The 24,034-nt window shown below is 62.4% G+C and carries 23 protein-coding genes; 12 read left to right on the plus strand and 11 right to left on the minus strand.

Translation table 11 applies throughout. The features are described 5' to 3' along the window. Positions 1-8: 8 nt before the first annotated feature. Entirely contained in the window at positions 9-1,457 is a 1,449-nt protein-coding gene (locus GJA_RS12405; RefSeq protein ID WP_242404528.1) for a lipopolysaccharide biosynthesis protein, read from the minus strand. A gap of 11 nt (positions 1,458-1,468) precedes the next feature. Continuing rightward, positions 1,469-3,568, minus strand: coding sequence for a glycosyltransferase (locus GJA_RS12410; protein ID WP_242404529.1), 2,100 nt, complete (start codon positions 3,566-3,568; stop codon positions 1,469-1,471). A 116-nt stretch (positions 3,569-3,684) separates the two neighbouring features. On the opposite strand from GJA_RS12410, the gene GJA_RS12415 reads away from it, so the two are divergent. Next, positions 3,685-4,986 carry a putative O-glycosylation ligase, exosortase A system-associated gene (locus GJA_RS12415; RefSeq protein WP_051780757.1) on the plus strand — a complete coding sequence of 434 codons (1,302 nt, stop codon included), beginning with the start codon at positions 3,685-3,687 and terminating at the stop codon, positions 4,984-4,986. Beyond that, a complete protein-coding gene (locus tag GJA_RS12420; protein WP_038492649.1) occupies positions 4,983-5,924 on the plus strand; it encodes a polysaccharide deacetylase family protein in 942 nt (313 codons plus the stop codon). The genes GJA_RS12415 and GJA_RS12420 overlap by 4 nt, the downstream gene beginning before the upstream one ends. Positions 5,925-6,078: 154 nt before the next feature. Here the strand turns inward: GJA_RS12420 and GJA_RS12425 are convergent, their stop codons facing one another. Next, the gene (locus GJA_RS12425; RefSeq protein ID WP_038492652.1) at positions 6,079-6,750 is read right to left on the minus strand and encodes an SDR family NAD(P)-dependent oxidoreductase; all 672 of its coding nucleotides are present in this window, start codon (positions 6,748-6,750) and stop codon (positions 6,079-6,081) included. A gap of 135 nt (positions 6,751-6,885) precedes the next feature. Here GJA_RS12425 and GJA_RS12430 point away from each other — a divergent pair, with 135 nt between their 5' ends. Further along, positions 6,886-7,842 carry a LysR family transcriptional regulator gene (locus tag GJA_RS12430; RefSeq protein WP_197539794.1) on the plus strand — a complete coding sequence of 319 codons (957 nt, stop codon included), beginning with the start codon at positions 6,886-6,888 and terminating at the stop codon, positions 7,840-7,842. Here GJA_RS12430 and GJA_RS12435 read toward each other — a convergent pair. Genes GJA_RS12435 through GJA_RS12445 form a run of 3 tightly spaced genes read right to left on the minus strand, consistent with a single transcriptional unit; the run spans position 7,839 to position 12,612 of the window. Beyond that, positions 7,839-9,746, minus strand: coding sequence for an asparagine synthetase B family protein (locus GJA_RS12435; RefSeq protein ID WP_051780759.1), 1,908 nt, complete (start codon positions 9,744-9,746; stop codon positions 7,839-7,841). The two genes, GJA_RS12430 and GJA_RS12435, sit on opposite strands and share 4 nt — an antisense overlap. Then, positions 9,743-10,972: a pyridoxal-dependent decarboxylase, exosortase A system-associated gene (locus GJA_RS12440; protein WP_038492658.1), complete on the minus strand. Its 1,230-nt coding sequence runs from the start codon at positions 10,970-10,972 to the stop codon at positions 9,743-9,745. The genes GJA_RS12435 and GJA_RS12440 overlap by 4 nt, the downstream gene beginning before the upstream one ends. Then, positions 10,969-12,612 (minus strand): acyl-CoA ligase (AMP-forming), exosortase A system-associated, encoded by a 1,644-nt coding sequence (locus GJA_RS12445; RefSeq protein ID WP_038499718.1) that lies wholly within the window; start codon positions 12,610-12,612, stop codon positions 10,969-10,971. Before GJA_RS12445 ends, GJA_RS12440 begins: the two co-directional genes overlap by 4 nt. A gap of 195 nt (positions 12,613-12,807) precedes the next feature. On the opposite strand from GJA_RS12445, the gene GJA_RS12450 reads away from it, so the two are divergent. Genes GJA_RS12450 through GJA_RS12475 form a run of 6 tightly spaced genes read left to right on the plus strand, consistent with a single transcriptional unit; the run spans position 12,808 to position 17,434 of the window. Continuing rightward, positions 12,808-13,587, plus strand: a complete 780-nt coding sequence (locus GJA_RS12450; protein WP_038499719.1) for a hypothetical protein — start codon at positions 12,808-12,810, stop codon at positions 13,585-13,587. Further along, positions 13,566-13,808 (plus strand): acyl carrier protein, encoded by a 243-nt coding sequence (locus GJA_RS12455; RefSeq protein WP_038492661.1) that lies wholly within the window; start codon positions 13,566-13,568, stop codon positions 13,806-13,808. The genes GJA_RS12450 and GJA_RS12455 overlap by 22 nt, the downstream gene beginning before the upstream one ends. Then, positions 13,805-14,644: a hydrolase 2, exosortase A system-associated gene (locus GJA_RS12460; protein WP_038492663.1), complete on the plus strand. Its 840-nt coding sequence runs from the start codon at positions 13,805-13,807 to the stop codon at positions 14,642-14,644. The genes GJA_RS12455 and GJA_RS12460 overlap by 4 nt, the downstream gene beginning before the upstream one ends. Beyond that, positions 14,641-15,525, plus strand: a complete 885-nt coding sequence (locus tag GJA_RS12465) for a hydrolase 1, exosortase A system-associated (protein ID WP_242404530.1) — start codon at positions 14,641-14,643, stop codon at positions 15,523-15,525. The genes GJA_RS12460 and GJA_RS12465 overlap by 4 nt, the downstream gene beginning before the upstream one ends. Beyond that, positions 15,519-16,784, plus strand: coding sequence for a glycosyltransferase (locus tag GJA_RS12470; RefSeq protein WP_038492669.1), 1,266 nt, complete (start codon positions 15,519-15,521; stop codon positions 16,782-16,784). The genes GJA_RS12465 and GJA_RS12470 overlap by 7 nt, the downstream gene beginning before the upstream one ends. Further along, positions 16,781-17,434, plus strand: coding sequence for a tetratricopeptide repeat protein (locus GJA_RS12475; protein ID WP_051780763.1), 654 nt, complete (start codon positions 16,781-16,783; stop codon positions 17,432-17,434). The genes GJA_RS12470 and GJA_RS12475 overlap by 4 nt, the downstream gene beginning before the upstream one ends. A 213-nt stretch (positions 17,435-17,647) precedes the next feature. Here GJA_RS12475 and GJA_RS12480 read toward each other — a convergent pair whose 3' ends face one another. The 5 genes from GJA_RS12480 to queE form a co-directional block, all read right to left on the minus strand. Beyond that, entirely contained in the window at positions 17,648-18,595 is a 948-nt protein-coding gene (locus GJA_RS12480) for an MBL fold metallo-hydrolase (RefSeq protein WP_038492674.1), read from the minus strand. Positions 18,596-18,792: 197 nt separating this feature from the next. Continuing rightward, positions 18,793-19,230, minus strand: coding sequence for a DUF6678 family protein (locus tag GJA_RS12485; protein ID WP_051780765.1), 438 nt, complete (start codon positions 19,228-19,230; stop codon positions 18,793-18,795). A 206-nt stretch (positions 19,231-19,436) separates the two neighbouring features. Then, positions 19,437-19,922: a tRNA adenosine(34) deaminase TadA gene (tadA, locus tag GJA_RS12490; RefSeq protein WP_038492677.1), complete on the minus strand. Its 486-nt coding sequence runs from the start codon at positions 19,920-19,922 to the stop codon at positions 19,437-19,439. After that, positions 19,915-20,361: a 6-carboxytetrahydropterin synthase QueD gene (queD, locus tag GJA_RS12495; protein WP_038492680.1), complete on the minus strand. Its 447-nt coding sequence runs from the start codon at positions 20,359-20,361 to the stop codon at positions 19,915-19,917. The genes tadA and queD overlap by 8 nt, the downstream gene beginning before the upstream one ends. Positions 20,362-20,376: 15 nt before the next feature. Continuing rightward, positions 20,377-21,012: a 7-carboxy-7-deazaguanine synthase gene (gene queE, locus GJA_RS12500; protein ID WP_038492683.1), complete on the minus strand. Its 636-nt coding sequence runs from the start codon at positions 21,010-21,012 to the stop codon at positions 20,377-20,379. Between the two features lie 230 nt (positions 21,013-21,242). Here queE and GJA_RS12505 point away from each other — a divergent pair, with 230 nt between their 5' ends. The 3 genes from GJA_RS12505 to GJA_RS12515 all read left to right on the plus strand — a co-directional run bounded on the left by GJA_RS12505 (position 21,243) and on the right by GJA_RS12515 (position 24,032). Further along, complete coding sequence (locus GJA_RS12505; RefSeq protein WP_051780767.1) at positions 21,243-22,202, plus strand: sensor histidine kinase; 960 nt, start codon at positions 21,243-21,245, stop codon at positions 22,200-22,202. Positions 22,203-22,348: 146 nt separating this feature from the next. Beyond that, positions 22,349-23,395, plus strand: a complete 1,047-nt coding sequence (locus GJA_RS12510) for a sensor domain-containing diguanylate cyclase (RefSeq protein WP_051780769.1) — start codon at positions 22,349-22,351, stop codon at positions 23,393-23,395. 46 nt (positions 23,396-23,441) lie between these two features. Continuing rightward, entirely contained in the window at positions 23,442-24,032 is a 591-nt protein-coding gene (locus GJA_RS12515; RefSeq protein WP_038492685.1) for a TetR/AcrR family transcriptional regulator, read from the plus strand. The last annotated feature ends 2 nt before the right edge of the window (positions 24,033-24,034 follow it).

The following is a 24,034-nucleotide window of genomic DNA, read 5'->3' on the forward strand; positions in this document are numbered from 1 at the left end:
GGACGCCCTTATTTGACGACATGATGGGGATGCGGCAAACCGAACACTTTGCGCCGCACGATATCGAATTCCAACGCGATCTCATGTTTCAGCAACAACACCCCGGCCACCCAGCACAGCAGCGCACCAAGCGCCGCCACGGCCAGCGGCCACAGCCAGTCCCCGGCATGGGGCCGCATCAGCAGCAGCACCAGCAGCGGCGCCAATGCCGTCAGGCAGCACAAGGCCAGGCTCTTGCGCACCGCCAGCAGCATCGGCTGGAGTGTCATGCCGCTCAGCCTCGCCAGGCAGCGGTATGTCAGCCAGCTGCGCAACAGCGTTCCCAGCAGCACCGCCCAGGCCACCGCTTCCAGTCCGAACGGCGCGGCGATGACGATGCCGGCAATCCGCGGCGGCACTGCCTGGGCGTCGAGTTGGGCCTGGGCTTTTACGTGCCCGATAGCAACAAATAAATACCGCGCCATGCTGAACATGCTATACAAGGCCGATGAGGCACACATGATGCGGATCAAGGGCACGGCGGCGTTCCATTGCGGTCCGTACAGCAGGTTGACCAGCGGCAAAGCCATCAAGCCGAGAAAGATAAAAAACGGCCAGGCCAGCGCCGTCAGGTAGCTGATGGTATGCAAATAGGCCAGGCGCACATCGCCGCCATCGCGCGCGCGCGCCGCGAACAAGGGAAAAATCACCGGCGAAATCGCGCTGGTGATCGCCTGGTTAAACACATTCAACATGCCTTGCGCCTTGCCGAAGATGCCGACGCTGGCGATATCGATCATCTTGCCGATCACCAGCTCCGGCGCCGCCACGCCGGCTTCATCGATCAGCCCGCCGCCAGTCGACAGCGCGCCGAACGACATGATCTTGCCGATACCCCGATGATGTGGCAGCCACGGCAATTCCGGCGGCCGCAGCCACAGGCTGACCAGCAAGGCCGCGCCGGTGCCGGCCACGGCGGCCCAGACCAGGCTCAGATACCCGAAACCGAGCAGCGCCAGCAATAGCGCCACCAGCAAGCTCACCGCGCTATTGCTGGTATTGATGGCGTACATCGCCGAAAAACGCATCTGCCGCCGCAAATACGGCAAGGTGGTGGCGCTGAAGGGTATCAGGATGAAGTTCACGGATAAGCATTGCAGCACGCCTTGCAAGCGCGGCTCGCCATAAAAGCGCGCCACCAGCCCGCTGGCCAGGAGCACCAGCGCCGCCAGCAGCCACGCGACGATCATGCTGGTCGCCAGCGCGGCGCGGATCTTTGCGGTAGTCAATTCCTTTTCCTGGATCAGGTATTGACCGACGCCGAAGTCGCGCACCACTTGCGCCAGCCCGACCAGGACCGCGCCGACCGAATACACGCCGATCTCGGCCGGCGTCAGCAAACGCGCCAGCACCATCGTCCCGGCCATGCCGAGCAATAACGCGGTATATTTCTCGCCGAACGAAAACAGCAAGGACATGCGCGTGCTATTCACAGCAAGCCGCTGTAAAAATCCACTACCTGTTGTTTCAAGCGGATACTGGAATACAGGGTCTCCGCCTCGCTGCGGGCCGCCAGTCCCATGGCCAGCCGGCGCGGCGTATCGGCCAGCAAGGCGGCCAGCGCATCGAGGATCGCGTCGTCGTCATGCAGCGGCACCAGCAGCCCGCCCTGGCTATGGCGCAAGATGTCGGCAGTACCCGGCACATCGGTGCCGAGCGCCGGCACGCCGCACGCCATCGCCTCGATGGTCGAAATGCCGAAGCCCTCATTGCGGCTCAGCAGCAAATGCAGATCGAAGGCCGGCATCAGCAATTCGACCTGCGCGCTGAAACCGGTGAATATCACCCGCTCGCCGACCTGCGCCGCTTGCGCCTGCAGACGCAGCATCGCTTCCAGCGGGCCGCTGCCGACCAGCACCAGGTACAAGCCTGGAAATCGGGCCAGCAAGGCGCAGAATAGTTTCAACAACACTTGCGGCCGTTTTTGCGCCGACAGCCGGGCCACCGAACCGAGCACCAGCGCATCCGGCGGGATATTCAGCAAGCGGCGGGCGTCGATGCGGCGTTGCGCCGAGACGATGAAGCGTTCGGTATCGACACTGTTCGGTATCACCGTCAGCCGCGTCGCCGGCACGATGTATTCCTGGTACAGCGCCAGGAAATGGGCCATCGCCGATTCCGACACCGCGTAAATTCCGCGCACCGAACGGAATGCCTGGCGCAGCAAGGGCCGGTGCCAGGCGCTGATTTCCTGTGGCGGGAACGCATTATGCACGCTGATGACGCTCGGCAAACGGCAATGCGAGGCCAGCCACAAGGCCGACGCGCCATAATGGCTCCAGCAAAACGCCACATGCACCAGGTCGCTGCGCTGGCGCCGCAGCGTCCAGGCCGTACCCAGCCGCGCGCGCCACAGGTTCAGGCGGCGCCACTCCCATTGTTCGAAAAATAGCGGCGGCTCGAACACCAGCACCGGCAGCCGCTCCTTGCGCAAGGTAGCGGCCCAGTCATCGAACCCGGGAAAGCGCCGCAGCGCCAGCGTGCTGTCGTATCCGGCGCCGGCCAGCCAGCGCGCCTCTTGCGCCATGCGCAATTCCATGCCGCCCAACTCGCCGGAATAACTGGTGATCAGCACTTTCGGCCGGATACCGGATGTGCCGGACCACGCTTCATGGAAATACCCGCGCAAATACGCCAGTTCCCAGCGCCGCAAGAACCGCTGGCCGGCATCGCCTGTCAGCGATGCGCGCAGCAAACCCAGGCATTCCAGCAAGAAACGCCGCCACATCCAGCGCGGCACCCTGGCGATCATGGGCAGCTTGTGTGCCGGATTGAATTTTTCCTGGCGAAACTTGCCGCGTCCAAACTGATACGCGCGCCGCAACACATACGCGGCGGCGACCTGGCGCGGCCGGATATGATGGGCGACCACGGCGTCAGGGCAAAACCATGACAGATAACCGGCGTCAAACAGCGCCCGCGTCATCAGCGTTTCGCTGCCCATCGCATAATTGCCGCGAGCGGCATGCGGACCGATGCTGTCGTCGAAGCGCCAGCCGGACTCGAACACCTGGCGCCGGATCGCCATATTGGCGCCCCACACCAAACCGGGAAATACCGGGCCTGACGGCAAAGCCGGGTCGGTGATGCCGTAAGTCAGCCCGAGCGGGGCCAGTTGCAGCAGCCATGCGGGCGGCGTTTCGCTCCAGTCGGCGACGATGGCGCCGCCGAATACCGTGTAGCCGGGCTGGGCCTTGGCGCACTCGGCCAGCCGCAGCAGCCAGTCGGGCGCCGGCGCCGCGTCGTCATCGGAAAACACGAAGACATCATCGCCGGCGCCGGGTTCTTGCAAGCTGAACGCCAGCGCACTGTTCAACGCGGCGTTCTTGCCGCGCCGGCCCTCGTATAAATACGTGATCGGCAGGCTGGACTGGAATTGGTCGATCACGGCGCATGTGCGGTCGCTGCTGCCATTGTCGGCGATCAGCAATTTCCAGCCGCCGGGCGGTGCGATCAAGCCTTGATAGGCTTGCAATACTTTCGGCAAGGTCGCAGCGCCATTGTAGGTCGCCATGAGAACGGTCAACAAGGGCGTCTCTCCTGTGTCTTACTATTACAAGGCCATCACAAAACAGTGTACTGATCGCTGTTAAGGTCCGGTTGACAGGGATCAAGACCGGTTCGCCACCCTTCCTCTGCCCAGCCATGCGCGACCTGCTGATTACCCTGGTGATATTCGGCTCCCTGCCCTTCATCTTGAAGGCGCCGGCGCTGGGCGGCCTGATGTGGGTCTGGGTCAGCGTGATGAATCCGCATACCCAGGGCTGGGGTTTCGCTACCCACTTGCCGTTCGCCTTCATCATCGCCATCGTCACCATGTTCAGCCTGCTGATTTCGCGCTTGCCGAAAAGCTTGCCGCTGACGCCGATCAGCGTGACGCTGCTGCTGTTCGTGCTGTGGATGAACGTGACCACCCCGTTCGCGCTGGTGCAGTCGGCGTCGTGGGTGCAATGGAACAAGGTCATGAAAATCATGCTGATGACGTTTGTCACCATGATGGTGATCCGCAACAAGCAAGACGTGCAGCGCCTGATCTGGGTACTGGTGGTTTCGATCGGTTATTACGGCGTCAAGGGCGGACTCTTCACGATACGCAGCGGCGGCACCGAGCGGGTCTGGGGACCGGAAGATACCTTTATCGGCGATAACAATGCGCTGGCGCTGGCGCTGATCATCACGATTCCGCTGATGCATTACCTGCAGCAAATCACGGATAAAAAATGGCTGCGCCGTGGCTTGACCGGCATGATGCTGCTGTCCGGCCTGGCCGCGCTGGGTTCGTATTCGCGCGGCGGCTTGCTGGCGATCGCCGCCATGTGCTTATTTATGTGGATCAAGAGCGGGCGCAAGCTGGCGCTGGGTGCCTTGTTGACCATGTGTATCCCCGTGTTCCTGCTGTTCATGCCGGCGCAATGGGCCGAGCGCATGGATACCATCAGTAATTACGAGGCCGACGAATCGGCGCAAGGCCGGCTGAACGCGTGGCGCATGGCCTACAACCTGGCCCGGGACCGCTTCCTCGGCGGCGGTTTCGACGTCTCCGACCCGCTGGTATTCTTGCGCTATGCGCCGAATCCGCTCGATGTCCATGCGGCGCACAGCATTTATTTTCAGGCCTTGGGCGAACACGGCTTTGTCGGCCTGATCCTCTACCTGGTGCTGGGCTTGCTGACCTGGCGCTCGGCCGCGTGGATCGTGCGCAATACGCGCGGCCGGGCCGAACTGGCGTGGGCGTTCGGACTGGCGCTGATGATACAGGCCAGCATGATCGGCTTCGCCGTCGGCGGCGCCTTCCTGAGCCTGCTGTATTTCGACATGCCGTATTATCTGATGGCGGCCGTCATCGCGACCCGCATCCTGGTGACGCAAGCACTGCTTGGCGCGGCGCCTGTGCCGCAAGCCAAAACCCGATTGGGCCGGCCCGTCGCCACGGCCGCCAAACCATGATTCCGGCCTGGCCATGGCGCACGCCATGCCTGTCGATCCTGATTTACCATCGGGTGGCCGCCAGCCCGCAAGCGCTGTTTCCCGGCGCAATGCATGCCAGGCTGTTCGAACGCCAGCTATCCGTGCTGAAACGGTTTTTCACCGTCTTGCCGCTGGAGCTCGCCGTGTGCCGGCTGCAAGACGGCAGCTTGCCGCAACGCGCGGCCTGCATTACCTTCGACGATGGCTATGCCGACAATGCCTCAGTGGCGCTGCCCTTGCTGCAAAAATACGGCTTGCCCGCCTGTTTCTTCATCAGCACAGGCTATCTGGATGGCGGCCGCATGTGGAACGACGACATCATCGAAGCGGTGCGCGATGCGCCGGACGCCTGCCTCGACCTGTCTGCACTGGGACTGGCAGTGTTGCCGATCGCCACGCTGGCCGAACGGCGCAGCGCCATCGCCACCATCATTGCCAAGCTGAAATACCTGCCCTTCAGCCGGCGCCAGGCGATCGCCGCGCAATTACATGCACAAAGCAGCCATCCGGCGGCGCCGCCGCTGATGATGAGCAGCGCACAAGTACGCACGCTGCAGCAGGCCGGCATGAGCATCGGCGCGCATACCGTCAGCCATCCTATCCTGTCCAGCTTGTCCGAACCCGCCGCCCGGGCCGAGATCGCCAACGGCAAGCGCCAATTGGAAGAATGCATTCAAGCGCCGGTGACGCTGTTTGCCTATCCGAACGGCAAGCTGCAACAGGATTACGGCCCGCTGCATGCGCAGATCGTCAAAAGCCTGGGTTTTACGGCGGCCGCGAGCACCGACCCGGGCGCGGCGCGGCACGGCGACGACTTGTTTCACTTGCCGCGATATACACCGTGGCGTCCTGGCGCGCTGGGATTTCTACTGCAACTGCAACAAAACCGTTATCGCCACGCGCCCTGTGCGCCATAAAAAAAATGCGGCCGGAACCAGGCCCGGCCGCACAAAACCTGCCGCCGCCACGCTTGGAGCGGACTTTGCAGGAAGGGTCGCTAATACACCGAGGAGCTACCCGTCACACCTTGCATATCGTTTACACACTCATCACAAGAACAGGCGGCGCGGATCAGCCGAAAGTGTGTTCCCAGGTCCAGTCATTCCTGGCTTGCGCATGCAGATCCCAGAACAGCTCGGCGATCTGGCGCGGCGCGTCGGACGCCGTATCCACCACTTGGCAAACGGTCACCGTGCCGATATGGATATTGTCTTTTTTCAGCGGCTGGAACAGCGCTTGCGCCGCGGTTCGCAAGCCGGCCTTGCCAATGCTCAGCGTCAGGAAATCGGCCGACGGATGCAGGGCCAGGCCGCCGCCGGTCAGCAAGATGGTGCCGCCGCCCTGCTGCCGCATGGCCGGCAAGGCCGTCTTGATCGCGACCAGCGCGCTGGACAAGTTGATTTGTAGGTCAGACGACAATTCGCCGGAAGATTGCTGGTCGATAGGCATCGCTTGCAATCCGCCCAGTGGATCGTAGTGCAACACTCCGGCGTTGTAATGCAGCACCAGCTCGCCATGAATCGCGGCGCGGCCGACCAGTTCCAGGATTTGCGCCGGTTTGCTGGCGTCGGCTTGCATCAGCGTGACATGGGCGCCGCCCTGGCCGAGCACTTCGGCCAGCTTGCGCAAGCTTTCCAGTTTGCGCGAAGAAAGAATGATGTTGTAGCCTTCTTTGGCAAAGCGCAAGGCCGTCGCCAGGCCGATGCCCGGGCCGCAGCCGATACTCAGGAAAGTCTTGGGCATGTATTGATCCTAAAAAATAAATGGACGCCGTGATGCGCTGTCATGGGTACAATGTAAAGCATGGCAACAATGAAGAGAATCGCCGCATTCATTCATACAGTATCAACAAATTATTCATAATCAGTGCAGACAAAAATGATGTCCCTTCCTCATACCGAATTGGCGTCCAATACCCGGGCGCTGTATTTGCCGGGCTTGTTCGCGTTTGAAAGCGTGGCGCGGCACATGAATTTTTCCAGGGCGGCAGTCGAAATGGGCGTCACGCCGACCGCCATCTCGCGTACCGTCAAAGTATTGGAAGAGCAATTGAATGTGCGGCTGTTCAACCGCACCACCCGCAGCGTGGCATTGACGGAAGCCGGTGCGCAATTGCTGGACACGCTGGCGCCGGCGCTGGAACAAATCCGCAATTCGGTACAGCAAGCCGGCCTGTCGGCGGACCAGCCGGTCGGCCTGCTGCGCATCAATACCTCGTATGTGGCGTACCGGACCCTGATCGAACCGCACCTGGAATCATTCCTGGCCCAGCATCCGGGCGTCAATGTCGAACTGGCGCTGGACAACCAGTTGAGCGATGTGGTCGGCGAAGGTTACGACGCCGGCATCCGGCTGGGGCATGCCATCCAGCGCGACATGATCGCCGTCTTGCTGGGCGGCGCGCAGCTGCGCACGCTGGTGGCGGCGCCGTCCTATTTACAACGGCATGGCGCGCCGAAAACGCCGCACGACTTGCTGAACCACGCTTGCATACGCCAGCGTTTCCCCGACAGCGGCCGGCCATTCGAATGGCGTTTCCAGAACGGCCGCGAGATCACCCAAATCGATGTGCAAGGCCGGCTGGTGTTCGATGAAATGCGTTCCGCGCAGGAAGCGGCCGTACGCGGCCTGGGCATCGCCTATGTCTTCGAGGACTTCGCCCGCGCAGACATCGACAGCGGCCGGCTGCTGCCGCTGCTGGAACGCTCCAGGGTGGCCGGCAGCGCGTTCTACCTGTATTACCCGAACCGGGCGCACATGCCCGGCAAGCTGCGCGCCTTCATCGACTTCATGCAGGCCGCCAACCGGCCGCCCGCACAGGACTCGCACGCCTAGGCCAGCTCGCGCCGCGGCCGCGGCCGCTCGACAAGTTGCTGATCCTGGTGTTGCTGCAGCCATTGCTCCAGCATCATCAAGACCCACACCATGGTGCCGTGATACGCCGGATGCCGCGGCAGATGGCGTTGTTGCAAGTCGTCGATGAACGACGCCCGCACGATGCGGCGTTTTTTCAAGGCGCTCAAGCTGTCGAAGGCCAGCGCGCGCAAGCCGGCATGGCCTTGCAGCCACAAGCCGAACGGCAAGCCGAAGCCATGTTTTTGCTTGCGCAATACCTGGCGCGGCAGGAAATCGGCCAGCGCCTGCTTGAAAAAGTAACGCAGCTGCGTGCCATGCAGTTTTTGCCACGGCGCCAGCCGGGCCGAGAATTCCACCATCGCATCGTTTAGAAAGGGAAACGCCACCTCGATGCCGGCCAATTCACACGCTTTCATCACTTTCGGCAAATCGTTATCGGCCAGCGTGAACTTCATGTCCAGCGCCAGCAAGCGGTTGATCTGGCTGTGGCCGTCGCTTAACCAGTACGCCTGGTTCAACAGGCCGATCGGCGCGCTGCTATCGATGGCGGCAAGAAAGCCGTCTTCCAGTACATGGGGATGGCCATAACGCTGCAACAGATTATAGGTTTCCAGCCGCGCCGGCAGCGGCAATGACGCTTGCTCGATATAACTGCGCGCCTTGCACAGCAGCTTGTGACGGCTGTTTCCCGCCAATTTGAATAACAGCGGCTCCAGTATCGCCTGGCGCAGCAGCGCCGGGACCTTGTCGTAGCGCTCGAAGACGGCCTGGCGCGCATAGCGCTCATTCCCGCCAAACAATTCGTCGCCGCCATCGCCGCCCAGCAGGCGCGTCACGCCATCGGCGCGCGCCATTTGTGCGCAATAAAAGGCCGGCACCACCGAGGCATTGCCGAACGGCTGGTCGACGATCGCGGCGATGCGCGGAATTGCCACCATCACATCGTCGGCCGTCACATACCGTTCATGGTGCTCGGCGCCGAAATGGCGCGCGGCAATGCGCGCATAGTCCATTTCATCGTAGCCGGGCGCATCGAAACCGATCGAATAAGCGCGCGCCGGCCGGCCCGACACTTGCCCCAGCATGCCGGCCAGCGTGGAACTGTCGGTGCCGCCGCTCAGGAAAGTGCCGGTAACGGCGCCAGCGCTATCTTGCTCGACCGCGCTGCGCAAGATGGCGAGGAATTCCGCTTTCAATTGCGGGAATGAACGAGCGGCATGCTGCTGCGCCTGGCCCCGTTCCTGGTACGCCATCTGCCAATAACAGCCGCGCTGCAAGCGTCCGGCGCGGAAATGCAGATATTCCCCCGGCAACAGGCGCTGCTGGCCCTGGTAAATCGTGGCCGGTCCCGGCACCATGTGGAAATACAGATAATTGTAAATCGCTTGCTTGTCGAGTCCGCTTTGCGCGGCCGGATGGGCCAACAACGCCACAGCCGACGACGCAAAGAACAAACCGTGCGCGCCATGCCGGTAAAACAGCGGCTGGATGCCGCTACGGTCGACCGCCAGCAACGCTTCGCCGCTGAATTCATCGACGATGGCCAAGGCGAACCCACCGCACAGGCTGGCGCACACCTTGCTGCCATGCGCACGCCACAACGGCGCCAGGTCGGCCGCCTGCAACAAGGCGCCGGCCAGCACCGGCCGGCCCAGCAGCGCGATGATCAGGCCATCCTTGTGATGCAACTGAGCGCCGGCCTGGATGCCGGCATCATCTGCAAGCGCCGCGACCGCCGCCGCACTGCCAGTGCTGACAAACGACTGCGGCATGCTGTCGTCATGCCGGCACAATGGCGCGGCCATGCGCGCCAGCAAGCGTGCATGTTCCGCTTCCGAATCGATTTCAGCCTGGCTCGCCAGCCAACCGCACAGGCCGCTCATACCAGCACCTCCAGCGCCGCCGGATGGCTCAGGAAAGCCCCCGGACTGGCGCTCAGGCCATACGCGCCGGACTGGAACACCACCACCAGGTCGCCGACTTCGGCATACGCCATTTCCATCCGGTCGGCCAGCAAGTCGAGCGGCGTGCACAAGGGGCCGACCACCGAGACAATTTCCCGCGCATCGCTAACGATATGGTTGCCGATCGCGACAGGATAATTCTTGCGCAGTACCTGGCCAAAATTACCCGACGCGGCCAGATGGTGGTGCAAGCCGCCATCGGTAATCAGGAATACTTGCCCGCGCGATATCTTGCGCTCCAATACACGGCACACATAGACCCCCGCCGGCGCCACCAGGTAGCGTCCCAGTTCCAGCACCAGCCGGGTTTGCGGCGAGACACGCTGCAGCAAGGCCAGTTGCCGCGCCAGGTTGTCGGCCACCGGCTGCAATTCCAGCGCCTGTTCACCAGGAAAATACGGCACGCCGAAACCGCCGCCGATATTCAGCAGGCGCATGGCTTTCGGCGCCTGCGGCAGCAATTCCAGCGCCAGCGCCACGCTCAGGCGCTGCGCTTCGCAAATCGCCGGTGCCGACAGGTTTTGCGAACCGCTGAAGATGTGAAAACCGTAAAAATCCAGCCCCAACTGGCCCAGCCGCACCAGCATGGCCGGCACGCGCTGCTGGTCGATACCGAACTGATGCGGGCCGCCGCCCATTTTCATGCCGGCATGTTTCAATTCAAAATCGGGATTGATGCGCAGCGCCACTTTCGGCCGGACCCGCTGGTATTGTCCCAGCAGCGCCACTTTTTCCATTTCCTGTTCCGACTCCAGGTTGATCAGCACGCCGGCCGCGACAGCGCAGCCGAGTTCGGCGTCGGTCTTGCCCGGGCCGGCAAAACTGATGCGTTCCGGCGCCATCGGCGTATCCAGCGCGGTCTTCAATTCACCGCCGGACGCGACATCGATGCCATCGACGAGACCGGCCATCAAGTTGACCAACGCCGGCATCGGGTTGGCTTTCATGGCGTAATGCAGCTCTATTCCAGCCGGCAAGGCTTCACGCAGCATGCCGATACGCCGCTCGATCTGGCGCCGCTCATACGCATAAAAAGGCGTGCGGCCGACCCGCCGCGCCAATTGCGGCAAGGACCAGTCGCCAATCCGCAGGCAATCGCCGCGCACCTCGAATTGCGTCATCGGCGCATGCACGGGCGCGCTCATGCCGCACCGCCGGCAAACACGCGCGACAGTTCGGCGGCCAGCGATTTGCGGTCGATCTTGCCGTTCGGATTGCGCGGCAAGGCATCGCTGCGGATATCGACCCAGGCCGGCACCATATAACCGGGCAAGGCCGCCTTGCATGCCGCCAGCAGCGCATCGGCCTGCAACGCCTGGCCAGGAGCGCTGGTGGCCAGCAAGGCGATGGCTTGGCCCAGCATCGGATGCGGCACGCCGAACGCCGCCGCTTCGCCGACCAGGCCGCTGCCATACGCGACATCCTCGATTTCACCGGGGCTGACACGATAACCGGACGTCTTGATCATATCGTCTTCGCGGCCAATAAAATACAGGAATCCTTCGCTATCGCGGCGCACCGTGTCGCCCGACCATACCGCCAGTTCCGGCAGCGGCAAACCGGGCTGGCGCGGCGGCAAGGGTTTGAAACGTTCAGAGGTCTTGCCGGCATCGTTCCAGTAGCCCATCGCCACCAGCGCGCCGCGATGTACCAGTTCGCCCGGCTCATCCGCCGCGCACGGCGTGCCGTCGTTGCGCAACACCATCACTTCAGCGTTCGGGATCGCCTTGCCGATCGAGTCCGGGCGCCGCGCCAGTTGTTCGGGCGCCAGGAAGGTCGAGCGGAACGCTTCGGTCAAGCCGTACATCAGGTAAATCTGGGTGCGCGGCAAGGCAGCGCGCAATTTATCGATGGTGCTGCGCTGCATGGCACCGCCCGAATTGGTGATGTAGCGCAAGGTGCACGACAACGGCCAGCTCAATTGCGACAACTGTATCCACAACGGCGGCACGGCGGCCAGGCCGGTGATCGATTCCTGCTCGACGGTTTCAATGATGTCGCGCACCAGCAAGTGATTCATCAGCACCGCGCAGGCGCCGCTGGCGAACACCGTGGTCAACTGGCTCAAGCCATAATCGAAACTGAGCGGCAACAGACACAAGATCCGGTCTTGCGCATGATTGCCGAGGTAGCCCGATACGCTCAGTGCGCCGGCCACCAGATTGCGGTGCGACAGCACCACGCCCTTGGGCTTGCCGGTGCTGCCGGAGGTGTACAGGATCGCCGCCATATCGCTGTCGATGACGCGGTGCGCTTCAGGCCGCGATCCAGGCTGCGACTCATGCCACGACTCATGCGGCGATTCTTGCGTATGCGCTGCGGCAATACCCAGGCTATCGCCCCAGTCGATGCAGCGGATGCCGGGCACCGGCACTGCCGGAAACTCGGGCGTGCCGGCCAGCACCACGGTGTTCAAGTCGGGACATCCGGCCAATACGCCATGCAACTGGCGCAGCCGCTCGCGCGACGTGACCAGGATACGCACATTGCAATCGGCTAATATATAAGCGACTTGTTCCGGCTTCAGCAAGGGATTGACCGGCACGAACACGGCGCCGGCCGCCGCCGCGCCAAACATCGCGATCACCGTTTCTTCGCGCTTTTCCAGGTACACCGCGACCCGCTCGCCACGCTCCAGTCCCAGCGCCAGCAACGCTACGGCGGCGCCGCCAAGCGCCGCGGCCAGCGCCGCATAATCCAGTTGCAGGCCCTGGCAAGACAAGGCGGGCGCCAGCGGCGTACGCCTTGCGGTCTCGATAATCAACTCGTGTATCAATTGGGTCATGACTTCCCTCGAAATGCGGCAGCCGATGGCCGGCAGCCATCCACCCTGCACTTCGCTATGATTCAGACAAACCGGACTGAGCCTCTTGATCTTTATCAATGAAACAAGTCCAAGCGAAGCTTGAGCCTGCTCAAGCCGAACGCGGGCCCGCTGCGGTCTAATAAAACCCTGAGCGCCACCGGGTCACCACATTTCATGCTGAAACGCATCCTCAACAATATCAGGCGCCTGGGCTGGCTCAATACCGGCTTGCTGGCCCTGTCGCGGCTGCTGGCACGCGCGTCGGGGGGCCGCTGCTCGCTGCTCAAATACCAGTTCGTCGCGCAAGCCGTGGCGCCCGGCTCGCTGTGCCACGGGCGCGGTCTCGGCATTACCATCCGCCTGTGCCGCAACATGGCCGAGTTGCCGCCCACCACCTTGCGTCCGGCGGCGGTGCTGGCCGGCCGTTTTGCGCAAGGCGCGGTATGCCTGGCCGCGCTGCGCGAGACCGGCCGCGATATTGGGCCGGATAGCGGGCCCGATACGCAGTCCGATAGCGGGCTGCGCGGATTCTTGTGGCTGTTGCGGGATGCTTGTCAGGAGGACGAGGTGCGGGTCCGCTATATCTTGCCATCGAGCCAGTCGGCCTGGGACCTGGATGTCTGGGTGCACCCGGATGCGCGCCTTGGCCTGACCTTTGCGCGCCTGTGGGAAGAAGCCAACCGCCTGCTGCACGCCGATGGCGTGCGCTGGTCGTGCAGCCGGATTTCCGCATTTAATGTGTCGTCGTTAAGCGCCCATGCCCGCATCGGCACGCTGCGCCTGGGCAGCGCCACCTTCCTGCGCTGCGGCCGCTGGCAATGGATGGCCAGCAGCATCGCGCCGTATTTCCACCTGTCGCGCAGTCCGACATCCTTTCCCAGCCTGTGGTTCGATACGTCAGGGCTGCGTTACTTTCCTTCGATGGAGTTGACATGCCGCATCTTGAAGCAGTAAAACATATATTGAGCACGACGCTGGGGCTGGGCCGGCAAGCGCTGGACGCCGAAACGCCGTTGCTGGGCAGCATACCCGAGCTCGATTCGATGGCGGTGGTCAACGTCATTACCGCGCTGGAAGGCCATTTTGGCATCGCCGTGGCCGACGACGAGATCCATGCGCGGCACTTCTCCACCGTCGCTACCCTGGCCGAGTTCGTCCGGGAAAAGCTGAGATGAATACGCCGCTGGCCGACTCCACCGGAGCCTTGCCGTTTTTCATGCCGGCCAGTCCGGGCGAACGCTTTTGCATCTTTCATTTGCCGGCGCCGGGTCAGAAGCCGCATGGCGCCATCCTGTATATCCATCCGTTCGGCGAGGAACTCAATAAAAGCCGGCGCACGGCGGCCTTGCAGGCGCGCGCCTTCGCGGCCAGCGGCTACAGCGTGCTGCAAATCGACCTGTACGGTTGCGGCGACAGCAGCGGCGAGTTTGCCGATGCGCGCTGGCACATCTGGCGCCACGACTTGCGCCTGGCCAGCGCCTGGCTGGCGCAGCGCGTCAACGGTCCGCTCAGCCTGTGGGGCTTGCGCCTCGGCGGCCTGCTGGCGCTCGACGTCGCGCACGGCATGCGCGGCGCGGCTGGCACGCCGCTCGACCAGCTGATCCTGTGGCACCCGGTGCTCAAGGGCTCGGCCTTCGTCGACCAATTGCTGCGCATCGAACTGGCCAGCCGCATGCTGTCGGGCGCCGACAGCGCCGACGGCATGAGCGCGCGCCAGCAACTGGCGGCGGGCCGCAGCATCGAGGTTGGCGGTTATCAATTGACGCCGGAACTGGCGTGCGCCATCGACGCCATCGACCTGGCCGCGATGACGCCCGGTGTTCCGGTGCGCTGGTTTGAAAACACCGTCAACGGCGACGTGGCGCCAGCCGCCATGCGCCAGGCGGAACGCTGGACCGCCGCCGGCGTCGAACTGGAGCTGGTGCCGGTGCAAGGTTTGCCATTCTGGAATAGCGGAGAAATCATCGAATGCCAGGCCCTGCTGGCGGCAACCGCGGCGCGCTACCCATGAGTTTACCGATGATCATCGAACAGCTTCTCCCTCCTCTTCGCGAACCCGTGCAGGCGGTCGAACAGCGCGCGCTAAGCTTCCTGTGCCAGTCGTGCCGCCTGGTCGGCATCCTCAGCGTGCCGCAACAGCCGCGGGCCCGCGGCGTGCTGATCGTCACCGGCGGCCCGCAATACCGCGTCGGCAGCCACCGCCAGTTCGCGTTGCTGGCCCGGGAACTGGCGGCACGCGGCATTCCGGTGATGCGTTTCGATTATCGCGGCATGGGCGACAGCCAGGGCGAAGCCCGCGATTACCGGCAGATCGGCGACGACATCGATAGTGCGACACAAGCATTTTTCAGTTGCGTGCCGCAATTGCGCGAACTGGTGCTCTGGGGCTTGTGCGACGGCGCCACGGCGGCGGCTTGCCATGCTTATCAAGACCCGCGCATCAGCGGACTGATCTTGCTCAATCCGTGGGTGCGCAGCGAAGCCGGCAACGCCCGGGTCACCTTGCGCCACTATTACCTGGCGCGGCTGCGACAGCGCGACTTTTGGCGCAAGCTGCTGAGCGGAAAATGGCACGCCGGCCAATCGCTGTCCGCGATGCGTCGGTTGCAGCTCAGCAGCCGCGCCGACCAGCAGCCAGACGACAGCCCGGCGCAGCGCCTGTACACGGGCCTGCGGCGGTTTCGCGGCCGTACGCTGGTGATCCTCAGCGGCGCCGACCTGGGCGCGCGTGAATACAGCGACCTGCCAAACCACCAGCCATTATGGCGCGAACTGCACCACAATCCGCTGATGCGGCAAGTCACCGTGCCGTACGCCAACCACACGTTTGCCCGCCGCGCCTGGCGCGATGCCGTGACAGGCATGTGCGCCGACTGGATCGGCTCATGGTAAGGCGCGTACTGATGATCGCCTACCATTTTCCGCCGATGCAAGGCAGCAGCGGCATCCAGCGCACGCTGAAGTTCGCCCAATACCTGCCGCAACATGGCTGGGAAGCTATCATCCTCAGCGTCAACCTGCGCGCCTACGCCGCCACCAGCACCGGCCAACTGCCTGAAATCAATGCCGCGATGACCGTCCGGCGCAGCTTCGCGCTGGACGCCGCGCGCCACATGGCGCTCGGGGGCCGTTATCCGGCGTGGCTGGCCTTGCCCGACCGCTGGAGTTCATGGTGGCTCAGCGCGGTGCCGGCCGGCCTGCGCCTGATCCGGCAATATCGCCCGGACGTGATCTGGTCGACCTACCCGATCGCCACCGCCCACCTGATCGCACTGACCTTGCAGCGCCTGAGCGGCTTGCCGTGGATCGCCGACCAGCGCGACCCGATGAGCGAAAACAACGGCGGCAAGCCTTATCCTGCCGATGCGCGCACGCGCCGCCTGCATCAATGGCTGGAACACAATATCGCTGAACACAGCGCCGCCGTGGTATGCACCACGCCTGGCGCCATGGGCAACTACCGTGCACGGTTCCCCCAATTGGAAGACCGGCTCAGCCTGATCGAAAACGCTTACGACGAAAGCAATTTCACGCTGGCCGGCGCCACGCCAGCCGCCGCACGCCAGCCTGGCGCGCCATTCAAATTACTGCACAGCGGCATCCTCTATCCATCCGAGCGCGACCCTTCGGCGCTGTTCGAGGCGCTGGCAAAGCTACGCGACGACAACGCCATCGGCGCGCATGACTTTCAACTGCTGTTGCGCGCCAGCGGCCACGACCGGTATTTACGGGGCATGCTGCAACAGTTCGCCATCGAAGACCTGGTGCAACTGGCGCCGACGCTGCCCTACCAGGCGGCGCTGGCCGACATGCTCGACGCCGACGGTTTATTGTTGCTGCAAGCAGCCCATTGCAACCATCAAATTCCCGCCAAACTGTACGAATACCTGCGCGCGCGGCGCCCGCTGCTGGCGCTGACCGACCTGGCCGGCGACAGCGCCGCCAAGCTGCGCAGTTGCGGCATCGACACGATAGCCCCGCTGAACTCGCCGGCCGGGATCGCCCACGCGCTGCCGCGCTTCCTGGCGCTGGCCCGTTCACACCAGGCGCCGCTGGCCGACAGCGACACCATCGCCCAACAATCGCGGCAAGCCAGGACCACCGTTCTAGCCGGCTTGCTGGACCGCATCAGCCACCGGGAGACCCCATGAAGCCAGCCATTTACCTGTTCTCGATGATCGTCTGCGGCCCCTGCGCAGCGGCACAAGCGGATTGCCCGGCCTATGTCAAGCACGACCCGGGCGGCGACTACACCAACGCCGACGACCGGCAAGGATTGGACGTGGTGGAAAGTTTTCACTTTTCCAAAAAAGTGGAAAACCTGGTGCAAGGCCTGTCCGGCAGCATCGGCGGCGACATCAGCTACACGCTGGAACATTTCCCCAACCACCACCGGGCGCTGGCGGCGATGGCCAAACTGAGCTTGCGCGACAAAAAGCCGCAACCGAACGGCGCACGATATCCGATCGACTGCTTTTTCGACCGGGCCATACGCTTCAAGCCGGACGATGCGACGGTGCGCATGGTGTACGGTTCCTACCTGTTGAGCGCGGGCCAGAACGATGCCGCGCTGGTGCAACTGAACGAAGCGGCACGGCTGGCGCCGGAACACCCGACCATCAATTACAACCTGGGCTTGATGTATATGAAAAAGAAAGACTACCCCAAGGCGCGCGACTATGCGTGGAAGGCGTACGCGCTGGGATTTCCGCTGCCGGGGCTGAAGAACAAGCTGCTGGAAGCGGGCCAGTGGCGAGAAGCGCCGGCCAGGGTGCTGGAAGAAAAGGAAGCCGCGGACTGAACTGTGCCAACTCAGGCGACTGGTTCGCCGCTGCAGGCGGCGTCAAGCAAACGCATTTGGGCTTGCTTGACGTCCTGCCTGCCCGCATCCAGCCGAGACAATCGCTGCTTGTCTCCCGGACGCGGTCATGGAGCAAGGTTTATTGCCGATACCCTGGCGCGCGGTTTAGAGCCTATCCCAGTAGATGAATACGTCCCCTGCTGGGATAGGCTCTTAATGCAGCTGGGTGTAATTGACCGGCAGCCACTCGAAGCCCTGGCCGACGCTGCGCAGACGCCCCAGGCCTGGGAACTGCATGTGGGCCGCGCCTATCATGGTGCCGTCTTTGGCGACCGTGGTGAAGACTTGCTTGCGCGTGGCGGCCGCAGCCTTCGGGTCGGCGTCGAAGTCGATGGTCACTTCCGGATGCGGCAGCTGCACGATGGCATTGTGGATCAGGTCGCCCACCAACAGCAACTTTTGGCCCTTGCTTTCTACCATGTAGTTGATGTGGCCGGGAGTGTGGCCGTAGCTGGTCACCGCGCGAATCCCTGGCACGATTTCACTCGCGCCGCTGAACTGTTGCATGTGCTTGTTTGCGATGTAGGGCGCCAGCGACGATGTCGCGCCCTGGAAGAAGCTCTTATCGGACGCCTTATCCATATTGGCCTGGCTGAGCCAGAAATCACTGTCACGCTGATCGGCACGGACAATAGCGTTGGGGAAGACCACGCGGCCATCGGCCACCAGACCGCCAACATGGTCCGGATGCAGATGGGTGATCAACACTTCATCGACCTGCTCCGGCTGGTACCCGGAAGCCTTCAGATTGGCCAGCATCTGCCCCAGCGTAGGGCCGAACAGGCTGCCTGCGCCGGTATCGATCAGCACCAGCCTGGACCCGGTGTTGATCAGATAGCTCATCACCGAGTTTTCCAGCGGACTGGACTCGTAGGCGCGCGCCAGTTGCTGGCCGGTCTTGGCCGGCGGCTGGTGCAAGAACTTTTCAATCGGCAGTGCGACGGTGCCATCGCTGATGGCGGTGACTTCAAAATCGCCCAGCATGATACGGAAGAAACCTGGGGCATTGGTGCCGGCCATCGGAGCCGCCGCCAGTACCGGGCTGCTGGCGGCGAACGCGAGCGCAGCCGCAAGTGGTATCAGTTTGTTGATGAATTTCATTTGGTTTCCTTGTGGATGAATTACGAAATGAAAGTATGCAATGAAAAGATTAGTTCGATAATACGCATAATTCAACAAGAGTTTATGAGCCAAATTCAGCAATAAGGGTTATGGGATTTTCTGTGTGAAATTGAACTATCGAACAGAGATGGCAGACACGCCCGGCGCTGGAGTTAGGGCTGGGGTTGAGACCGACATTACTCCCCCGCCCCGATCCGCAATGCATCGTACGACTTCGGCAAATGCCCCCAAATCCGCACGATGTCGCCGACCACTTCGTGCTCCAGGCCGATCTCAATCAGTTTCGGGCAAATCCAGGCCGCATGGTTGATGATGTCCGGCTCCGGCAATGGCCCGGCATGGATACGCTGATGGATGCCCAGGTCAAGCCATTCGACGCATAAAAATGAAAACGGCAGATGGTTACACCATGCGACCTCCCAGTTGGAAATATGGCCATCGACCGATTTATGCCGGTACGACGGGGTCCAGCCGTCCCGCTGGCGCATGAAGCGTATCAATGCATTCCACTTGCTGTTGTCAGCGGCGCCAGGCAGGCTGCGCTGCTCGGTCATGGCGTGCGACTTTTCGCCTTGCCGAGCGCCCAAGGTATCCGCCATCATGGAACCGTTCATGTCGATGCAAGCTTTCTCTTTTGGTAATTTATTTCAAATATACCAAATGTCGCATCTTTTATGCAATATTATTGCTAACAAGCACCATTTCTGCTGACAGTTTTCCAGACGGCATTACATTGCTGGGCAGGCCAGGCGCCGCTGTCAAGAAAACCGGCGCCGGATTCGATTGAAATTGAATTTCACTGACGCGGGTTTGCTTATGCTCAGGACTGGCTGGCCGCCAGCCGCGCTGCGGCCTGGGCTTTGCGCCGTTCGGCAAAAAAACTTTTGAGAAAGGCGCCGCATTGATCCGCCAGCACGCCGCCTTCGATGGCGGTCTGGTGGTTCAATTGTTCTTGCCCGAACAAATTGACGACCGAGCCGCAAGCGCCGGTCTTCGGGTCGGCCGCGCCAAACACCACCCGTTTCAAGCGCGCATGCAACATCGCACCGGCGCACATCACGCAGGGTTCCAGCGTTACATACAGTTCGCACCCCGGCAAACGATAATTGCCCAGCTTGTCGGCGGCAGCCCGCAAGGCCATGATTTCGGCGTGCGCGGTCGGATCGTGGCGGCCGATCGGCTGGTTGTAGCCGGTCGCGATCACCACGCCATCCTTGACCAGCACGGCGCCGACCGGCACTTCGCCCAAGTCCCATGCATGTTGCGCCTGTTGCAGCGCCAGTTGCATGAAATCACTATCAGGCATCGGTAATCTCTGCCCAGCAATTCGGGGTTTCATGCAACACCAGCTTGTGCAAATGCAAGCCAGTGCCAAACCGGTCTGTGTAGGCCGCTTTCAAGATGTCGAAGGCGATTTGCGCCAGGTTTTCAACGGTCGGGATACGGTCGATGACGACGGTCTTGTGGTTCGGCAAGGTCGCCAGGAAATCGCGCACCACGCTGTCTTTTTCATACACCAGGAAGGCGTGATCCCACACGTCGACCAGGTGTTCCTTGGCCAGCGCCTTGATATCGGAAAAGTCCATGATCATGCCATTGTCCGAATTGCCTTCGGCCTGGATGATTTGGCCGACCAGCGTGATTTCCACCGTGTAGCGATGGCCATGCAGGTTGCGGCACTGGCTTTTATGATCGGGAATCCGGTGGCCGGCGTCGAATTCGAGCTTGCGTGTAATTGTCAGCATTGAAAATCTTGATTATTAAGGTATTTGGAGGAGTTTGTGGGTTTGCAGGCTTAGCTTCCACTTCGGATTGCGCTTGCAGGTCTCGATCGCCAGCCTGGTATTGAATTCGGCCAATGGGCCATCCATCGCCTGGACATAAAAATTGTCGAAGTCCAAAGCTTCATAGGCGGCCAGATCTTGCCCGGTTTGCGGAATCACGACTTTCAATTCGCTGCCTTTGCTGACCACCAGTTGCGAACCCATTTTCGGACTGACGCAAATCCAGTCGACCCCTGGCGGCACCGGCAAGGTGCCGTTGGTTTCAATCGCAATCGTAAAACCGGCGCGGTGCATCGCATCGATCAACGGCGTATCGAGTTGCAGCAGCGGCTCGCCACCGGTAAACACCACGTATTTGCTGGCCGGATAGCTTGCCGGCCACAGGCCGTCGATCGCGGCGGCCAGCGCCTCGGCAGTCTTGAACTTGCCGCCGCCGTCGCCATCGGTGCCGACAAAGTCCGTGTCGCAAAAGGTGCACACGGCACCGGCGCGGTCGCTTTCGCGGCCAGTCCACAGATTACAGCCGGAAAAACGGCAAAACACGGCCGGACGTCCCGCCTGGGCGCCCTCGCCCTGCAAGGTATAAAAGATTTCTTTAATGCTATACGTCACTATATTTCCTAAAAACAGGCTGCTCCCAGTGGCGGCCCGGCCGCAACAACGGCGAAACAACCCTCTATTATAAGCTGCGCCGCTATTTCCCGTGTAAACAAGGATTTTTTAAAAGCAATAACAAAACCACGTCGCCATAAAAATCGTTGATCATTTGCGTTTAGACAATACTGATATCAGAAAGCAACTGTATTTTCAAGATACCGATCAACGAGAACGATCAGGGATACATGAAGTTTTTACAGCATCGCTTTATAACCGTCCTGTGCCTGGGCGCCGGCGCGGCCTTCGATTGCGCCGCGCAGCCCCCCGCGCTGGACGCTGAAACCCGGCTGTGGCGCGCCTCCGCGCTCAGCCTGGTCGACTGCCTGGCCGCCGCGGCCGTGCTGCTGGCGCTGATCGCCTTCCTGCTGCTGTGGCGCCAATACAAGGTGCGCCGCGCGCTGGCTGGCGAACAGCAATTACGCAGCAGCCAGGAAACCTTGCGCCACAAGAGCGAGCAAGCCTTGCTCGACACCCATGCCAGCCTGTGCCATTTGCTGGCGCAACAAGCCGGCATCAAGGAAAACGAACGGCGCCGGATTGGCGCCGAGATCCACGACGACCTGGGACAAAACCTGTTGACGCTGAAGATCGACATTTCGATGCTGCAAGTTAGCACTGCCGGCGCGCATCCGCTGATTCACCAGAAACTGGCCTTGATTTCGAAAAACGTCGACCTGACGATACGCTCGCTGCGCAGCATCATCAACGACTTGCGTCCGGCCGGCCTGGAAGACGGTTTGCAGGCGGCGCTGGAACGGCAAGTCAGCGAGTTTTCACGCATCAATGATATCGCGTGCCAATTCGACGCCGCCGACGATGCCTATGGCGCCGGACGGATGCTGGACGCGGTAGTGTTGCGCGTGGTCCAGGAAGCGTTGTCGAACGTGGCGCGCCACGCCAAGGCCACGCAAGTGCACTTGCGGCTGCGCCACGACGGCGACTTGCTGCTCCTGGACATCAGCGACAATGGCGTCGGCATGCTGCCCGATCCCTGTCGCCGCGGTTGCGGCTTGCCGGCCATGCGCGAACGCATCAGCGCCGCCGGCGGGCGGCTCGACATCGACACTGCCCCCGGCTGCGGCACCCGGCTCGCCATCACCCTGCCGCTGGAGCCGGCCCAGGCGCAAACCTTGCATATCCGCTGACACCGCAAACTCCCACGCCCCATTGTCACCATTTTTGTGCATTATCAAACAGTGCAACGCACTCCCGCCTCAAAATCCCCACTTGTATCTGGACAACATTTGTCTAGGTCAACAAATCTCACTCGGCAAACCATAAGGACTTGCTCATGACCAGCACGCAACAGATCCAGCCCCAGGAATTCGCGCAGCCCGCGCCGGCGCACAGCCTGGCGGTCAGGATGATGGAATTGCTGGTGATCCCGACGTTTGTACTGGATATGCATGGCAAGGTCATCATCTGGAACCGCGCCTGCGAACGCCTGACCGGCGTTGCGGCGCAGCACATGATCGGCACTTCCAGGCACTGGTCAGGTTTTTACAAACAGCAACGGCCAACGCTGGCCGACCTGCTGGTGCAGCAGTTGCGCGACGAACTGGACGCCGACCTGCGGCTCTATTTCGCACACCACCAGCGCCACGCCGATCACGATATCGGACAGCATAATATCAGCGCGGAAAGCTGGTGCGACATGCCGCGCGCCGGCGGCAACCAGCGTTACCTGGCGGTCGACGCCAGCCCGATCCATGACAGCGACGGCAAGCTGATCGCGGTGGTCGAAACCATGCGCGACATGACCGATGAAAAACGCGCCCAGAGCGCACTGGAACGGCTGGCCACACGCGACAGCCTGACCGGTCTGGCCAACCGGCGCTGTTTCGACGAAACCCTGCACGCCGAATGGCAGCGCGCGTCGCGCCAGCAGCAGGCGCTGTCGCTGCTGATGGTCGATGTCGACAACTTCAAGGAATACAACGACGCCTTCGGCCACCTGGGCGGCGACGATTGCCTGCGCCGCGTGGCCGGCGCGGTGGCCAGCGAATTGCGCACCAACGACCTGGTGGCGCGCTACGGCGGCGAGGAATTCGCCGTGATCCTGCCCAATCAGGCGTTGAAGGGCGCCGCCATCGTGGCCGAGCGCATCCGGCGCCGGGTCGAGCAGTTGCAACTGCCGCGCCTGAAAAGCGGCGCCGCCTGCGTCACCGTCAGCATCGGCGCGGCCACCGCGCTGGCGGCGCATGAAGCGGGACCCGGCCAGTTGCTGGCGATTGCCGACGCCGCGCTCTACCGCGCCAAGCACATGGGCCGCAACCGCATCAGCCTGCCCGAGCATGATGCGCCGGCAAGTGCGGCCCCGTTATTGACCCCCTCATGAAAATAACTGGCCATTCCGCTTGACAGGGGAGAACGATCGTTCTACCATGCATCGCATGGAAAACACCAATACCCCCTCAGTACAAAAGAAACTCCTCGATGCCACCGAGCGCCTGATCTATGCGGGCGGCATTTGCGCCACCGGCATGGACGCCATCGTCAAGGCGTCCGGCGTGGCGCGCAAAACCATCTACCGTTATTTCGGCACCAAGGACGGCCTGGTCGCCGAAGCCTTGCGGGCCCGCGACCAGCGCTGGATGGCCTGGTTTATCGGCGAAAGCTGCCGCGCCGCGCCCGGCGCCAGCCGCCTGCTGGCCACCTTCGACGTATTGACGCAATGGTTCGCCACGCCCGACTTCCGCGGCTGCGCCTTCATCAACGCGGCCGGCGAAACCGCCGATGCCGCCGATCCGATCCGCCTGGTGGCGAAACAACACAAACTGGCGCTGCGCGGCTTCCTGCGCCAGCTGGCAACAGAATATGGCGCCGCCGATCCCGATGCACTGGCCGACGCCTTGCTGATCCTGGTCGACGGCGCGATCACCGTCGCGCTTGTTACAGGCGACACCGAGGCCGCCAGCAAGGCGCAGCGCATCGCCCGCAGCCTGCTCAAGCCGGCACCTACCCTCCCCCACTAAAA

Origin of the sequence: Janthinobacterium agaricidamnosum NBRC 102515 = DSM 9628, from assembly GCF_000723165.1 — a bacterium.
GTDB lineage: Bacteria > Pseudomonadota > Gammaproteobacteria > Burkholderiales > Burkholderiaceae_D > Janthinobacterium > Janthinobacterium agaricidamnosum.

Excerpts from the sequence above, each read along its gene's own strand:
- GJA_RS12405 (WP_242404528.1), bottom strand. The coding sequence starts at position 1,457 with ATGTCCTTGCTGTTTTCGTTCGGCGAGAAATATACCGCGTTATTGCTC.
- GJA_RS12415 (WP_051780757.1), top strand. The coding sequence starts at position 3,685 with ATGCGCGACCTGCTGATTACCCTGGTGATATTCGGCTCCCTGCCCTTC.
- GJA_RS12420 (WP_038492649.1), top strand. The coding sequence starts at position 4,983 with ATGATTCCGGCCTGGCCATGGCGCACGCCATGCCTGTCGATCCTGATT.
- GJA_RS12425 (WP_038492652.1), bottom strand. The coding sequence starts at position 6,750 with ATGCCCAAGACTTTCCTGAGTATCGGCTGCGGCCCGGGCATCGGCCTG.
- GJA_RS12430 (WP_197539794.1), top strand. The coding sequence starts at position 6,886 with ATGATGTCCCTTCCTCATACCGAATTGGCGTCCAATACCCGGGCGCTG.
- GJA_RS12435 (WP_051780759.1), bottom strand. The coding sequence starts at position 9,746 with ATGAGCGGCCTGTGCGGTTGGCTGGCGAGCCAGGCTGAAATCGATTCG.
- GJA_RS12440 (WP_038492658.1), bottom strand. The coding sequence starts at position 10,972 with ATGAGCGCGCCCGTGCATGCGCCGATGACGCAATTCGAGGTGCGCGGC.
- GJA_RS12445 (WP_038499718.1), bottom strand. The coding sequence starts at position 12,612 with ATGACCCAATTGATACACGAGTTGATTATCGAGACCGCAAGGCGTACG.
- GJA_RS12450 (WP_038499719.1), top strand. The coding sequence starts at position 12,808 with ATGCTGAAACGCATCCTCAACAATATCAGGCGCCTGGGCTGGCTCAAT.
- GJA_RS12455 (WP_038492661.1), top strand. The coding sequence starts at position 13,566 with ATGCCGCATCTTGAAGCAGTAAAACATATATTGAGCACGACGCTGGGG.
- GJA_RS12460 (WP_038492663.1), top strand. The coding sequence starts at position 13,805 with ATGAATACGCCGCTGGCCGACTCCACCGGAGCCTTGCCGTTTTTCATG.
- GJA_RS12465 (WP_242404530.1), top strand. The coding sequence starts at position 14,641 with ATGAGTTTACCGATGATCATCGAACAGCTTCTCCCTCCTCTTCGCGAA.
- GJA_RS12470 (WP_038492669.1), top strand. The coding sequence starts at position 15,519 with ATGGTAAGGCGCGTACTGATGATCGCCTACCATTTTCCGCCGATGCAA.
- GJA_RS12475 (WP_051780763.1), top strand. The coding sequence starts at position 16,781 with ATGAAGCCAGCCATTTACCTGTTCTCGATGATCGTCTGCGGCCCCTGC.
- GJA_RS12480 (WP_038492674.1), bottom strand. The coding sequence starts at position 18,595 with ATGAAATTCATCAACAAACTGATACCACTTGCGGCTGCGCTCGCGTTC.
- GJA_RS12485 (WP_051780765.1), bottom strand. The coding sequence starts at position 19,230 with ATGAACGGTTCCATGATGGCGGATACCTTGGGCGCTCGGCAAGGCGAA.
- tadA (WP_038492677.1), bottom strand. The coding sequence starts at position 19,922 with ATGCCTGATAGTGATTTCATGCAACTGGCGCTGCAACAGGCGCAACAT.
- queD (WP_038492680.1), bottom strand. The coding sequence starts at position 20,361 with ATGCTGACAATTACACGCAAGCTCGAATTCGACGCCGGCCACCGGATT.
- GJA_RS12505 (WP_051780767.1), top strand. The coding sequence starts at position 21,243 with ATGAAGTTTTTACAGCATCGCTTTATAACCGTCCTGTGCCTGGGCGCC.
- GJA_RS12510 (WP_051780769.1), top strand. The coding sequence starts at position 22,349 with ATGACCAGCACGCAACAGATCCAGCCCCAGGAATTCGCGCAGCCCGCG.
- GJA_RS12515 (WP_038492685.1), top strand. The coding sequence starts at position 23,442 with ATGCATCGCATGGAAAACACCAATACCCCCTCAGTACAAAAGAAACTC.